This window comes from Rickettsiella endosymbiont of Dermanyssus gallinae, from assembly GCF_019285595.1.
Classification (GTDB): domain Bacteria; phylum Pseudomonadota; class Gammaproteobacteria; order Diplorickettsiales; family Diplorickettsiaceae; genus Rickettsiella_B.
Genome location: NZ_CP079094.1, coordinates 1228199 through 1243399, shown reverse-complemented (window position 1 = coordinate 1243399; position 15201 = coordinate 1228199). Strand labels below are relative to the sequence as shown.

Here is a 15201-nt window from a genome sequence, read left to right as displayed (position 1 = left end):
AGGCGCGGGACTCTTCAAAAAAGTCCAAGCGACTATGGGTAACTTTTTAACTGGGTTCTGCTACATTTTGTCTTTTTATCTTTTCTTGTTTCAAAAACTCATCTAAATAAATTAGATTGATATGAGGATTGATGTGTTTTGCATGTTTATAAATAAGATCATAATCGGCACTCAAAAAATAAGCGCAATACGATGCTTCTATCAATATGCTAGCATCAAAAAATCTATCCTTAGCTGGCGTTTGACGATTTGTTTCAGTTAGAAAACCCAAATACAACTGAGAATAAAGAAGAGATTTAAGTGCCGGATAACCCGACATATTGTAATAAAATTTAATTACTTCCTTGTCACTTAAAATACCTTGCTCATTCGTAGCACGCTGAATTAGCTTTCGAACATAATCTATTTTATCAGGGTTATCTTTAAAATCACCTAAAAATTCAAAAAGTAAGCGCTGAAAGCCTTGTTTATATTTTTTGAATTTTTCATATTGGATCGGATACCAAGTTGCCCGAGATATATTGAAGTAATGTTGACGTTCTTCGATATACCCTATAGCATCTGCTTTATGCTTTGCATCTTTTAAGTTATCTCCCTCTTGAAGTAAGGCAGTTTTCCTCCAGTCACTTGAAAAATATTCTACAGGCGTATCGTCCTTTATCCTTTTAACTTCAGACATATAAAGCTCTGTACTGAGGTAGCAACACTCTGGATTCAAAATTTTAATAAAAGAGAAGTCATCAAAGGTTTTAGTAGGATTTTTACTTGTAAGGGTTTTGGCAAGTTCATAGGTTACATATGGACTTATAACAGGTATCAAATTTTTTTTATTTAAAATATCATTAAATTCTTTTGGGGAAATACCAAGTTCTACCAGATTACTAATGACACAGGTATCTAAGAAGATCGATTGCTTCATCGTAAATAAAATCCTTATTATTAAAAATACATTATAAGTCTATAACAATGAAATGGCTTTTATATGTTGTTTTTTTCTTCTTCCTTCTCTCTCCTTCCTACTACTTCTACTTTGATTTATTGTTATGCCCGCCCAACAGCCAAGACCTCAGTTTTACAAGTATCGTAGAGACGATGGAAAAGTGAGGTCTTGGCTGGTTTTCACATCGTGAAATGGGCGGGCAGCCTTTATGAATCAAGCTTAGAAGTATTTACAGTCTACTAGACTCCAAATAGCTAGCTCAATATAGTGGGTAATAGCTTACTTAGCTTCTGCAAAAAATAAATTTCTTTTAGTAGTGAATTATTATCATATAAAAAATAAATAAAGTGTTATCGCTAGATTTAATAGATAAAAATAGAATATACTTTCATAGAAATTAATTTGCATTAGAAAAAATACAATAGGGATAAAAAAACAATCGATGCTTAAATTGTTTTTAAAAAAATCGTTGATTTTCACGCTTGGCAATCATGATGACCTTAGTTTTGGTATGTGCTTTCATTACGGGTACTACAATTTTAGAAAAGACTTCACACTGGCGAAAAGATATTATTTAGAAGCAGTTAAGAAAGGGAAAGAAAAAGAAGCTTACTACCATTTACACAAACTTGCGGAGGAAGAGAAATCTTTTATTGATTCTTTTTATTACGGAGGAAGAAACAACGAATGTGGTGAGAGATGGAAATCAGCATTGGAATTTTATGAACAGATTGTTAAAGGGAATAGCTGGTCTAATTTGGTATGGCAAATAGGTGGCAATGAAAAAGCAAGTAAGGAAAACTATGCACCCGCTATGTATCGAGCGGCATTACTTTTTAAAGAAGATCATTTATCTACACCTGAACAAAGCATTAAAAAAGATTTAGCCACTGCGTTGATATGGTATAGGAAAGCGGCTATTGCGGGTTCCCAAAAAGCTTTAGCTGAATTGATTGCATACAGTAAAGACTACCCAAAAGCGGCATTATATCTTGCTCAAATGTATGAAAGAGGCGAGATTGCTAGTGAACTATCCATCAATTCTTTTATAGAGGACTATAACTCTGCTGTACAGTACTATGAGAAAGCAAAAGCCCTAGGTGATCCTATCGCGGCTTGTCGATTACATCAGCTAAAAGATTTAAAAGACTTAGAGAGCCCAAAGCATACAAAAATCCTTACAAATTCAAAAACTCAGGATGATCTCAGTGTCTCCAATCTCTGGGATATCCTCACTAAACAACTGGGGGAAATGCCTGGGATTAATGAATCACTAGAATATAGCAATTTCTGTGAAGCATTTGGAAGAATACTCACAAGTGAAGAAAGATTAGGATTTGGTATTTTCTATAAAGAGCTTGGAAGAAAACCAACTTCTGACGAAATACTAGGGTTTGACACTTTACATAAAGAACTTGGAAGAATACCAACATTCGACGAAGTCATAGGATTTGACATTTTATATAAGCAATTTGGAAGAATACCAACAGTACATGAGTTATTAGGATTTAAAAAACAACCAGTGCCTTCTAAAAGCTCAGCAATTCCAAAAGAGCCAAATAGTTTAAAAACGCCAAAAAATAAAACAAACCTACCGGATCAGAAAGAAGCAATTGCTCATAAAGAAGAACAAACCTCTTCTAAAAATTCAACCGTTCCCCAAGCGCCAACACGTTCAAAAAAACCAAAAGAACAAGATAATTTAAAAGATCAGAAAAAACCAGAAATATTAAAAGAGACTACTTCAAAGCTAAATAATTCGGTCCATGATGCTAAAAAAGAAAAACCAGTTATAGAGAATAAAAAAAATCCTTTCAGTTTCTATAAAAAGACAACCGATCAAAAAGCTGAGGACAAGAACTCAGTATTTCAGTTAGGCTTGCAGTGTCAATCTGATAATAAAGAAAAAGCATTTGATTATTTCATAAAAGCAGCGCAGTTGGGACATTCAGAGGCACTGCTCATCTTAGAGCGATTAGCGCATGAAATGAATCCGGATAAACAACTACAGCTATTTAATCTTTATCGAACCCCACCGTTTAGTGATCAAAATAAGGCTTTATACTGGTGCCAACAAGCCATGCAAGGTAGTGACTTACAAGGCTTAGAATTAAGCACAGAAAATATTAAAGCATTGTTTGAATCTAAACAGAATATCAATCTTCAGCAGCTCTCACAGATTCTTAAATCGTCTACGCAACAAGAAAATAAAGGTTTATTTAATTTATTCAAGTAAATGTGATTGACAATAAAAGAATAACTTCGTTAAAGGAAGCAAAGAAATGCACGATTTCTATCAAGTTTTAGGCGTCAGTTCGAATACTTCATCGCAAGCCATCAAGAAAGCTTATCGAGAAAAAGCCTTATCTGAACATCCGGATAAGGGCGGTGATGCTCAGAAAATGGCATTACTCACGACGGCGTATCAAACATTGAGTGATCCAATCAGAAGGCAACAATTTGATAAAGATTGGTACGTTTTTAATGCCTCTAATGAGAGTGAAATGGTAGTAACGCCAGAGGGTTATTTACCCACGGCAGGCACCCCTTTTTCGGAAAAGTTTAGAAAACAACATAGTGAGTTTATTAAACAATGCTATGCTAAACCACTTCACAAAAGTTCGGTGGCTCAATATCTAAAACCCTTTCACTCCGATCTGTATCTAAGCAAAGAAGATAAAAAAGAAAGCAATATTTTTGCGTTGATGCAACAAAAAAAGACCACTGTTTCAGAGGTTAAGCTTAATTTTCAATCGTTAACGCCAGAAAAATCGATTAATTATTTTTTAGAATTTTTGCAGGGTCATTATTCTTGGCAAGCACTTCAAGATTTAACCCAAGAATTTGCTGGAAAACTAAAACAACTAGAAACATTAGGACAACAGGCGGGCTATGAATCTCAGTTATATCAGGGTATTTATGAAATTTTATTGGTAGCCGCTAAAGAAAAGCCACCTACCGAAAAAATTCTCTATTCATTAAAGAAAATAACCGATTACGCCAAAGTAACCGCTGATCAGTCGATGACTTTTATGGCGCCGTTATTGCAAAGTAAGTATTTCCGTAACTTACACGCACAAGCTTTACACTTGTATTGGCTATCAGATGAACAAGTATTAGAGGAATCTTTTTTAAGAGCATTCGATGGTCAGAAGGCGATAGAAAAATTAATTGAAAAACTGAAATCGCAAGTCTCTGAAAAGCAATCTTCTGATCAATCCAGTGGAAATCTAACCCATCTGCTGCGATACGCACGTTTATTATTCAAACTAGAACAAGACATACAGAAACGTCGCTTTACCACACCTGAAAATCGTGCCACTTTTTATAGAGAAAAAGCATTTCATCTGCTCGATTGGTTACCCGCCATCATGGGATTTGCAGAATATGCGGTGATTGTTAATACCTTATTACAAATTGGACTCACATTACAAAAAGCGGCTGCACAAGAATCAAATCCCATCCTGCGCATGGCGGATGAAAGACTCGTTGCTCAAATTTATCTCGAAGCCGTCGGTATTGCTCACCATGCAACACCCGAAGTTGAATTGTATGCTTGCCTACACAGCATAAAATGCTTGCTGTCTTGTCATTATACCCATTCCGAATCAGAACAAATAATAGAGGCACTACAACATCGTGCACTTTGGCTAGCCGATTTATTTCCTTTTTTTCAAGCAACGCAATCCAATGCGAATTTACTGGCCGAAGAAGATAAAAATTTGCTCTTAATGCGCCAATTATTACACGCACTAATCGATAAAATTGATAACAAAAAAGAGGGTGTAGAAAAAATTGCGATTGATCACAGTTATGTGCGTGTTTTTTATCAAGCCTATGAAGCCTGTTTAAAAAACTGGTATCAAAAGAATCATGATCCTGAATTAGAAAAAAAATTCCGTCAGCGCTTAATGCAGGAATTATTAGTCAGTAAAGAATGGACCAGCGATGATCTGGATTACAATCTCAATGCACCGTGGCCATTAGATAATTTAAGTGAAGAAGGCTGGACTCAACCTGAACCGGCACTACCCTTAGCTAAAAAAATGAATATTCCTACCTATAAAACGGTACACGGAGTAGAAATCAATTATAAAACTGGAAGAATGGCCTTTATTCTGGATTATTGTGAAGACAGCGAAAGAGATTACAACCATTTATTAACATGGTTTGATCTAGAAGAGATGTTTCAGCGTCGCCTGGGATCTGCTGTGTTCAGCTTAGATGCGGCCGATCCTGACATGCCATATCACCCCTTTAACCAAATGCGATTCGCACCATCGACGCTGCATCACTCACAGCTGCTACATACGATGTTGCTGACGGATTACTTATTAAAATTTTTAACCGTCGGTCAAGAAGTACAGCGCCGTGATCCTTATCAACTCAGATCATTGGACGAAATAACTCAGCATCTTCCTGATTATCTCAAAAAAGTAATCACGGATTTTCATGCCAGTCATCATGAAGAATCACTCAATCGTTTTTGGATTGAATCAGAGGAAGTCGATCTAGCGATTGATGATGGAAATGCTAATAAAGATGGCACGGTATTATTTGCCTTAGGCGACCTCAAAATGGTGGTCAAGCATCACAAACTTAAGCGTGATGCCGAAGGTAATCTGGTTGATAAAGAAGGTGAAGATGAAGGTTGGGAGTGTTACGTATTAACACCCGCACAGAAAGTAGAATTAGAATGTGGAAAGCGAATTATTTCCGAGCCTGCCTTGCTGATCATAAAAGACAGTTGGGAACTTATTTTCTGGGAAAACCATAAGGCAACAGCACATTGTTCCTTAGAAGGTGATACGCACCTTTTAATTCGTTTAAACGGACGGCCACGTGATGAAAACGAAAAAGTTAAAATAGACGATTCAGAATCTTTACGTCAAATCCATAGGATTGTTTTAAAAGCGGCTACTAAAGCAAATATGCCGCATCGTTACTCGCCTGAGTTTATCTTTGCACAAGAATTTACCAAATATTACAACGAGTTTGCTATTTATTTTCCCGAATTTGGACGCTTAAGAGAACTCAGTAAAGCAGCGACCTTAGTCAATATCATGGCGGCTCAACGTGCCACGAATAAAGAAGAAATTCAGTTATCAGAAAACCGCTTGCAAGATAAGAAATATTGGACCGCTGCAGAACATGACTACTGGAAAGAAACGGAAGAGGAAGTTAAAAAACTCGTTAGAGAGAACATAACGGAACAGTTCCAGGAATGGCGTCGTCAACTTTCCAAAGAAAAGCTGACACAATCGCGACAAACCTCACTGAATGACATTAGACGGCAAATAGGCAGTTTAACCTTTACTAAAAACTCCCCTGAAATTGTAGCGCTCTGCGATAAATTTTATGAAGATACCAAAGCAAAAATCATTGCTGAGCATGGGCGTTCGGGTTGGAATAGTGTGTCGCATAAGATCCGATCAGAAGCGATTGACTCTAAAGTACCTCAGCTTATTTTAGATTTACAAACACAAAAAAAGACCGAATGTCGCAAACAATTACTCGAGTTATTTAAAAACGAATTAGCCGGATTATTTTTTTCGAACCCGAGCCAACTCATCGATAAATTTTTAGAAGCTAACGATAAGCCTCTGCTCGATCAGTTGGTTGCTTATGATCGAAATCAAGTCGCTAAGAAGATCAAAGCGCTCTATCCCGAACATACCGAAGAAAGTTTAGATGGAGCACTGAATCATTCTTTACTCACGATAGATGATATTGTTGAAAAAGAAACACCAAAAGCACTAGAGCAACATAAACAACAATTAAAAAAACGATTAGGCGAACGAAAAGTATTAGAAAAATCCTTTGTTGACTTAGGTTTTGCATGCGATGCCGAAGAAGTCGATTTAAAAGGAACTTGTTTATGGGTGCCGGCCAGTTTCCGACATAATGTTGAAAAAAGCCATACGCGAACAGTCTATGGCGGTGTGCATATTTTAGGGATTGCCAGACAGATTAGCCCGGCGCAGATGCAGATTTTAGCCAGACAAACTACCCAAGCAGGGCAGAGATTATGGCAAAATAAGGTATGGGGCGATGCGGCTAACCGTTATCATTCCACTTTAATGCGACAGCAATTTCCGGATTCTAAATATGAAATAAGAATAGATCGGTATTTTAAAAACCCTGTTGCAGCACGTTACCCCGATGTAACTGTTCTTTTAAACGGAAAGCCCATTCATTGTTCTGAAGTGAAAACGGGCTCTGCGCCTATTAACCCTAGGCAGGCAGGAGCAGATAGTTGGATAAACGCAAATAGATGCCCAGCAGAGTTATTTCGCTATCCAGGATGTCCTATTAATTTGTATGACTATGCGAAATACTTTCGTTGACAATAAAAATATAATTTATTTTGGAGAATAACATGTATCAAGAAACATTTAGCCGCTTCATGAAATTGATAAGGCCATTAATGAAAACACAAGGATTTACCTCAAAAGGTAATAATTTTTATAAACGACATCCGCAAGGCAATATAGGTATCATCAATTTTCAAAGAAATAGGGATGGGCTTCCTAAGTTTACTATTAATATAGGTATTTATTCATTGGTGTTAGCAGAGTTTTTTTTAGCCAAATTTAATCAAAATAAGGTAGCAGAATATCCTTTGCTTGGAGATTATCATTGGGACACAAGAGTTGGTTCTTTAGTTCCTAAGGAGCACCCTTCTAGACAAAAGGATGAATTTTGGCAGGAAGTTGGTGACAAATGGTGGGAATATAATGATAAAACAGATGTAGAGGAATTATTTAAAGAGATTAGTCCATTAATACTAGATTATGGAATCCCTGCTATTAATCAGCATATTACTGACGAACAATTAATCGATGAGTGGCTTATTTTAGCTGAAAGTACCAAGAAACATGCGGAAATAGAAGTTGGCGAATTACGTGCTAGAGTACAAATATTGAGAGACCTTTCAGTTTTACTGCTAGCTTATGGTAAAAAAGAAAAATTTAAAATGATAATGTCTGAATTTAATAAATACCTACAACACCACCCAGAGTATACTGGTTTAAAAGAGGACTACGATAAACTTTTTAAAGAGCCAACTTTTAATATAAAAGAATTAACTTCAGAGAAGAGGAAAATTTACGAAGAAGAATCATCAAGTTCTGATCATAAAATTAAAAAAATAAAGCCCTAATTATTGCAAATTAACATGTATCAAGAAACATATACACGAGAACAATTTGGTAAAGAACTGAAACAACGTGTCTCTAATAAAGAAGCTATAGAATTAATTGGGCATTAACTATATATATGGCTCACGTCCAGAAATTGATGATATTCTTGAAGAACTTTTACTAATATTAAATAGGATGGAAGATGATCCGCAATTTGCTTTTTCTTATGAAGAACTTAATCAAATTGCGGATGATTTGATCGCGGGAAAAGAGGTTAAGTTATAAGATGTATAGGCTCTAAATTGTGATCCCGATATTTATTCCAAAATTCAAACCCAAGCGTATGGTGACAAAAACCGCTCCATAAATTATCTAAAAATAGGCTTTTATCTATATCAGGCGAATTGCTAGGAAGGAATAGTTTAGTTTGGTAAATGGCTAAACCTTCGGCACTGCTTGCTGAGCGGTATGGAATGATTATCTTATAAGCCTGTCCTTTTGGCGATAGACATTCAAACGCGTCAATTAAAAGCGCCTCATCACGGTTATCGCAGTCTGTATAATAGCCATCAACGCCAACAAAGGCATAATCACCAGGGGATAAGGATATCGTGTTAAATTTTTCTCTGGCTTTGTCTGCGGCATGTTCATATGAGCTGCTCTCGAACCATTCAAACCAAGATTCGTCTGCTTTTTGGATAGAAAGCAGTGGCATAATATTTTCACCTGCTTCTAGGGGGTAAATCATATGCGCCATGTAAGTGCCAAGGAAATGTCCAAAATTACTATACCTATGATCCATGGATGTTTTGTGGAGTTTTATAGACATTTTTATAGTTCTTAATGGGTAATTTTGATCTAATGCAAATTAGCATCTTTCTATTAAGGAGACAACTTCTGGATAGCCTGTCCCGCACGGGAATTATTGAGGTGGTAGGGGTGTGCTGAAATTAGTATAAATCTTTCTATTCCTAGAAATCCACCTAAAAAAATAAAAAATAAGGGGTAAGTAAATGAGAAAACCTAAATTCATTAAAATTCAGGTAGTATTTTTTTATTTATTATTCATTATCCCTCCTCATGAGAAATTTTTTAAAATTTATTTATGCCGTCGCACGAACAGTCAAAGTACTTGACGGTTGCTCAGTGAATTTAAAAGAATTTTTAAAAAAATAAGGAGAATGCTCAGGGTTATTTATTAATGGTTGAGCTTGTGTTGATAGCGGTTCAACTTCTTCCCATGAACTGTGAGAAGATAGACTATCGCTATCTGAATAGGATTCAGATAGCTCATCAGTTTCCTGATAGATAGCTTGCTCGGCTTGAGACTGTGCAGCCAGCTTTAACTGCTCCATACTGTATTTGGGGTTATCAAGCACCGTTTTTAAATTACGGCGTAAAACATTGAAATCCAGTGCAGGCATCCATTTGAATAAAACAGGTTGCATCGCTCGATAGCGTTGCGTCAGTTCCTCTCCAAATTTCACAATATCATTATCATTGGAATTTAGGATGAGACCCCATAAAGCGATAACATCTGGGAAGCTTTTTCTAGGTGTAGAAGTGCCTTGATCATGATAATATTGCGTATAGTCTCTTAATACAGTCGATACGTCATCTTTAAAACTCTGTAGCAACGTATCTGAAGCATAAAATATTGGGATATTATTTTTTTTGACTTTTCTTTCTTGTAGCAAGATGGATAAATGTTCCAGTGTTGACGTTAATAATATATCTTGATGTTCAGATGGGTCATTACCAATTAATGTTTGGATAAACTGAATAGTCGCTTGGACTTTCTCACAATACGTCGTTTCATTGAGCTGCTTTTTATGGCTTTGTATGTGCTGGGAAAAAGCCGCTAAGCAATCTGATAAACATCCTTGATTGTTATGAATCTGCTCGATCAGCCAAGCTTTCCATGCTTTATGCCAACATTTTTGCTGCCATTGCCACCAATGATAAGGCTGTTGTTTAATCAATAATTGAAGTGATTGTTGTAACAATTCATGACGGGTTATGACTATCTGTAATGCTGGATCAGATAAAGTCAATGCATCAGGTGATTCGACATCAAAAACCATCGAAAAAGAAAGCTGTGCTAATAATGCTTGCTGGACTTCTAAGAATTGTAAGCGATGATGATTAAAAAATAACCCAACCCATTTCTTTATAGGCTTTGGAATTAATAAACGATGTGATGCTAGGGTAATAAAACTATATTCTTTAAGTTGGTACCTTTCTAATTGATACAGCCATTTCTTTTGATTTACATTGCCATGCTTTTCGATAGCATGCTGTATTTGATGAAAGGTAGTGTTCTCAAGCTTCAATTGATAATTAGGCAAAGGAATATCAGGTAAACCTAATGAGGGAATACATTTTGCAAACGTATAACTGACATCATCACAGATTACTTGTCCTTGCGCTTCGATGGCTTTTAAGCGTAACAATAGCGCTTCAATCACTTGCTCTCTTAACACGACCAGCTTATTTGATTCAGTCAGTAAAAAATGTTCGTAGCTTTCCGCAATAGACGGAGGAAGACGCATAGGGCGAATCCAGGCTTTTTGTTTTGCCATGAGTTCTTTTTGCGCTTCTGAAAAACGATCTTGGTATTGAGTGATAACCTCCAATAAAAACAGTAAGCCTTGGCTTGAATAATATTGAAAAGGTTCATGTATTTTCCATTGTTTATAGGCTTGAACAATCATTTGTTGAGTCGCGGCATCATTTTCTACTTTTGCCTCATTAAAACGTTGTTCTAAACTATCTTGACTGAAAGAACGCGCTAGCAATTCTTCCCAATTGAAGCGATCTAAAATAGATTGATCAATTTTTAGTCGTCGAACAATATCTTTTAAAACGGATAGCGATTGATGAGTTGATTGGTGTCTTGTTTCGGCTAATGCCTTGCGTAAGCCTTTACGATCGGTAACAAAGTGTGAGGCATGATAAACGTATTTTTCAGTCAGTTGCTTACAGTCATTTAAAACCGCTAAGCCTTCTGGCTGTAGATAAGCAAGACCCCAGGTTTTATTTGATTTTATGTTTGCTTGATGCGTTTGATTATACTGCGAGATAGTTTCAACTAAATTAAACATAATTTGTTTCCTATTTATTTTTATTTTTCGGGATCAAATTGTTGAATAGCTTTTGAAAGAGGTAATTGAAAACTTGACTCCAACGGTTTACTACCGGATTTGTAAACTGCTAAAGCAAGTTTAGGATCACCTACCAATTTTGGATCAGGTTTACTGTGGGAGAACCCTCTAGCCGCGTTATCGTGTTCTAAACTGCCTATGAGCGTGCAGGGATGATGAATACTTGGATTAGCATGATACTTTCGGTAACGTTTTATAAAATCTTTGCGTAAAAATGATAAAGTCTTTTCAGATTGCTGGCATAAGTAAATCCACCCACCCATATCACGTATCACGCAATGTGTGATGGTATTATCAAATACCACACTGTTATAACGACCGATGGTTCGTATCGCATGGATAACTTGCATCCATGCATTCTGTGCAAACTGTCGGCTATCACCTTGGATCAAGGCGATTAGTTCAGCCGCTATGGGCATGCGCCATAATTCGCGATCAGGATTTCTCAGTGTATCTAAGATAGCAGTTTTCACTTGGGCTAAAGGATAAGGACAGAGACACTGCCAGTACGTTTCTACCAATAAAGTAGACACTTTTCTGTTAAAAGATTCTGCCAACAGGGTTAGCCATTCTAAAAATTCTTTTTTATCGTCGTCGGTCATGTTGTTTTCTCCAAATTATTCTTCAGTTTTAGAGCGGTTAAGCCATTGTTTACCCACGGTAAGGTTATGCTCTAGCGTAGGGCTTAACCCACTTTCAGCTAAGCGATTAGCGTGTTTTACGGGTGGTGATTGTTTACGGCGTGACTCACGTTGTTCTTTAGCCAACCAGGTATTGATATGACGAAAAATCGTCAATGTTGTTTTAAGTTCAGTGGGATTTGCTTCATTCCAGGCTTGTATTTGGCGTAGTTCTTGTAAAACGTTGATGTTCGGATACGTTTTTTGCCAATTTTCTAGTTGTGCAGGCGTTACCAAAAATTGATGGTTTTTCTGTAGGGGGATGGCAATGTCGATAGTGAGAGGTGTTTTTACTAAACATAAAGATTTATTAACAGGGATTTTTAATGGGCTGCTGCTGAGCGCGACGTCTGTCGCGCCAACATCATCATCTTGTTTCTGAAATTGTTTCTGATCCTGCTTCTGCTTCTGATCCTGTTCCTGTTCCTGATCCTGTTCCTGGCTTCGAAGGGGCTTCGAAGGGCCTAAATGAAATAAGTCACGGTATCTTTCATAAAAGGCCATTCGAAGGGGTATATTAGGAAGTTTTTTATAGATTTTATTAATATTTTTAACAAGATTATCGCTTTTTTTAAGCGCACCTAATTCATTCGCGGCCATATCATGTACCCAAACATGATCGGTCTCAGCGTCATAGGAGCAAAATTTTATTTCTATAAGTTCTTTAATCCCTTTTGACACGCCATCTAAAGGCATTCCTGTTTCATGAGCGATAAAAAAGAAGGGTAAATAATAAAAACAAATCATGTTGGTGTGGCTACAGGCCATTAAATACAAGGCAAGGACTTTTGCTTCTAATCCACAATCTTTTATTTTTTTACCCATGGGGCTTATCCAAAATTTGCAGGAGATTTTTGCATAGTCACGCATGGTATTTTTTTCCTTTTATAATAAAAATTTATATGTTTAATTGATCTTTAATTTATTTTTTTGTTCTTTATGTGATAATTTTGTTAAATTGGCTGCTCTTGATATAGATATTTTTGACTGATCAACATCGGTAATTAGCTCGCTACAACCGTATTGAAGTATTTTTTTAACTTGCCTGTATTGAATTTTGGAACTGAATCCAAGTGAATTTGAAATAAAAACATCTGTCCTTCCTCTAACTTTGTCTAAATTGAGACGGAGTTTTTGTTTAAAATATTCATTTTGTTTAATTTCAAATAAATCAGTTCTTTGACCTTGGCGATTTCCAATATATTTTTCTAATGCAATCCCTATTGCTGCACGTTCGCTTATTAAAAAAGTCTTTACTAAATCTTCAGTTATATAATTCCCTTCAGCCAAACTTCGCAGAGAAAATTTCCAACAAGGGATTGTTTTTTTATTTTTTTCTTGGTAAATAAAGAAACTTTCGTGACCAAATATAAGTGTATAATCTTCATTAATGCAGGGTGGTCTATTTATATTTAAAAAAGTTTCTTTATTTTTTAAAGGTTTTAAGTTGTCGGATACATGAATACGACTAGTCAATACATGAATTAATTCACAAGGATAAACCGCCACTTCTTTAAGCGATAAACAGAGATTTTTTAAACGATAAGCAATTTTAAAAGAGACCAAATCCTTCCAATCCACTTCCCCGCGCATCATCCAAACTAAATGTAATGCGAATTCCAGAGGCATTTCACTACGACCACGATACCAATCACTAACACTTTGTTGTGGAATTCCTAAAGCTTCCGCAACCTTTGTTGCTGAACCGAAGTGAGCAATTACTTTTCTTAATGAATTGATGAGCATTATTGATATCCGCTCCTTATCATTATTTTTATGTAAAAGCATTTTATATAAATTACCTACGACATATGTCGTAGGTAAATTCGATAACCTGATAAAGATGAAGAGATAAAAATAAACCTGGTTTTAAATAAAAAGTTAATAAGGGGATTAAGAATGCAACCGCGACTAATTCGATTACGTGATGCACCAACTTATTTAGGGATGGATAAGAACCGATTTAATAAAGAAGTAAAACCTACCTTATCCATTATTCCGATAGGAAAAAGAGGAATTGCATTTGATCGACTTGATTTAGATACCTGGGTTGAGCATTATAAAGCCTGTAATGGTCGCCCCGCTGATAGGAGTAAAAAATTATGGGGCGAAAAAGAACGTCGGGTCTCCTTAACCGCAAAGGTATCTGGCACATCGACAAAAAAATACTCGGACAGCGCATTTGCGAAAGTACTGGATCAGATTCTCTCGAAGAAGCCGAAATCTACCTCGCAAAACGTATCGAAGAGATAAGGCAAGTTAAAATTTATGGTGTTAGATTACAACGAACTTTTAGGGAAGCAGCAACTCGCTACTTACTGGAAAATCAGCATAAATCTAGCATTATAGAAGCGGGTTACTTAATTAAACATTTGGATAGATTTATAGGAAATTTGTCCTTGGAAAATATCCATAAAGGCACTTTACAAGCGTATATCGATTCAAGAGAAAAGGATGGGGTAAAAAAGACAACTATCAATCAGGGATTAGAGATAGTTCGTCGTATTTTAAATCGGGCAGCCGGAGATTGGGTTGATGAAAATGGAGTTACTTGGCTTGCTACAGCGCCTAAAATCAAATTGCTAATCGAAACAGATAAACGTAACCCGTTTCCATTAAATTGGAATGAACAGAGCAGGTTATTTGCTGAGTTGCCACTTCACTTACAGAGAATGGCGCTCTTTGCAGTTAATACAGGCTGTCGGGATAAAGAAATTTGTCGTTTACAATGGGATTGGGAAGTAAAAGTACCGGAATTAAATACTAGTGTTTTTATTATTCCAGGAGAAAAAGTAAAAAATCGACAAGATCGCTTGGTAGTGTTAAATCAAGTAGCTAGTCAAGTGATTCGGGAAGTAAGGGGAATGCACCCAACCTATGTGTTTGCCTATAAAGGGCACTGTATAACTCGGATGTTAAATTCCGCTTGGCTTAAAGCGCGTGTACGAGCAGGTTTATCTCGTGTAAGAGTACATGATCTAAAGCATACTTTCGGACGAAGATTACGTGCGGCTGGAGTAAGTTTTGAAGATAGGCAGGATTTGTTGGGGCACAAAAGTGGGCGTATTACTACTCATTATTCCCAAGTCGAGTTAATTAGTTTAATTCAAGCGGCTAATAAAGTTTGTAGAGAAGAAAATCGAAAGCCGATACTAACGGTATTAAGAAGGGTAGCTTAATAGTAGCTCCCGCAAAAGTCCCGCAAGGGATTTTTTAGATTAGTTCGAAAATGATGTAAGTGTTTGATTTAATTGGTGCGCTCGGAGGGACTCGAA

11 protein-coding genes are annotated in these 15201 nt (G+C 36.5%); 5 read left to right on the top strand and 6 right to left on the bottom strand.

All coding sequences use genetic code 11. The annotated features are described in order from the left end of the window. Positions 1–46 precede the first annotated feature (46 nt). Complete coding sequence (locus KX723_RS06305) at positions 47–919, bottom strand: hypothetical protein (protein WP_218813550.1); 873 nt, start codon at positions 917–919, stop codon at positions 47–49. Between the two features lie 472 nt (positions 920–1391). On the opposite strand from KX723_RS06305, the gene KX723_RS06300 reads away from it, so the two are divergent. From KX723_RS06300 to KX723_RS06285, 4 genes are all read left to right on the top strand, one after another. Beyond that, positions 1392–3176 carry a tetratricopeptide repeat protein gene (locus tag KX723_RS06300; protein ID WP_218813549.1) on the top strand — a complete coding sequence of 595 codons (1785 nt, stop codon included), beginning with the start codon at positions 1392–1394 and terminating at the stop codon, positions 3174–3176. Between the two features lie 46 nt (positions 3177–3222). Beyond that, complete coding sequence (locus KX723_RS06295; protein WP_218813548.1) at positions 3223–7287, top strand: DnaJ domain-containing protein; 4065 nt, start codon at positions 3223–3225, stop codon at positions 7285–7287. 32 nt (positions 7288–7319) lie between these two features. Beyond that, entirely contained in the window at positions 7320–8102 is a 783-nt protein-coding gene (locus tag KX723_RS06290) for a DUF4304 domain-containing protein (protein ID WP_218813547.1), read from the top strand. 97 nt (positions 8103–8199) lie between these two features. Continuing rightward, complete coding sequence (locus tag KX723_RS06285; protein WP_218813546.1) at positions 8200–8367, top strand: hypothetical protein; 168 nt, start codon at positions 8200–8202, stop codon at positions 8365–8367. Here KX723_RS06285 and KX723_RS06280 read toward each other — a convergent pair. The 5 genes from KX723_RS06280 to KX723_RS06260 all read right to left on the bottom strand — a co-directional run bounded on the left by KX723_RS06280 (position 8357) and on the right by KX723_RS06260 (position 13714). Then, positions 8357–8911, bottom strand: coding sequence for a hypothetical protein (locus tag KX723_RS06280; protein WP_218813545.1), 555 nt, complete (start codon positions 8909–8911; stop codon positions 8357–8359). The genes KX723_RS06285 and KX723_RS06280 overlap by 11 nt on opposite strands. 274 nt (positions 8912–9185) lie before the next feature. Beyond that, positions 9186–11186: a hypothetical protein gene (locus tag KX723_RS06275; RefSeq protein ID WP_218813544.1), complete on the bottom strand. Its 2001-nt coding sequence runs from the start codon at positions 11184–11186 to the stop codon at positions 9186–9188. A gap of 20 nt (positions 11187–11206) precedes the next feature. Beyond that, positions 11207–11848 carry a DUF6475 domain-containing protein gene (locus KX723_RS06270; protein ID WP_218813543.1) on the bottom strand — a complete coding sequence of 214 codons (642 nt, stop codon included), beginning with the start codon at positions 11846–11848 and terminating at the stop codon, positions 11207–11209. A 15-nt stretch (positions 11849–11863) separates the two neighbouring features. Further along, a complete protein-coding gene (locus KX723_RS06265; RefSeq protein WP_218813542.1) occupies positions 11864–12751 on the bottom strand; it encodes a regulatory protein RecX in 888 nt (295 codons plus the stop codon). A gap of 81 nt (positions 12752–12832) precedes the next feature. Continuing rightward, on the bottom strand, positions 12833–13714 hold the full coding sequence (locus KX723_RS06260) for a Cro/CI family transcriptional regulator (protein WP_218813541.1): 882 nt from the start codon (positions 13712–13714) through the stop codon (positions 12833–12835). 314 nt (positions 13715–14028) lie between these two features. Here KX723_RS06260 and KX723_RS06255 point away from each other — a divergent pair, with 314 nt between their 5' ends. Beyond that, positions 14029–15105 carry a tyrosine-type recombinase/integrase gene (locus KX723_RS06255; RefSeq protein WP_218813540.1) on the top strand — a complete coding sequence of 359 codons (1077 nt, stop codon included), beginning with the start codon at positions 14029–14031 and terminating at the stop codon, positions 15103–15105. Positions 15106–15201: the final 96 nt, after the last annotated feature.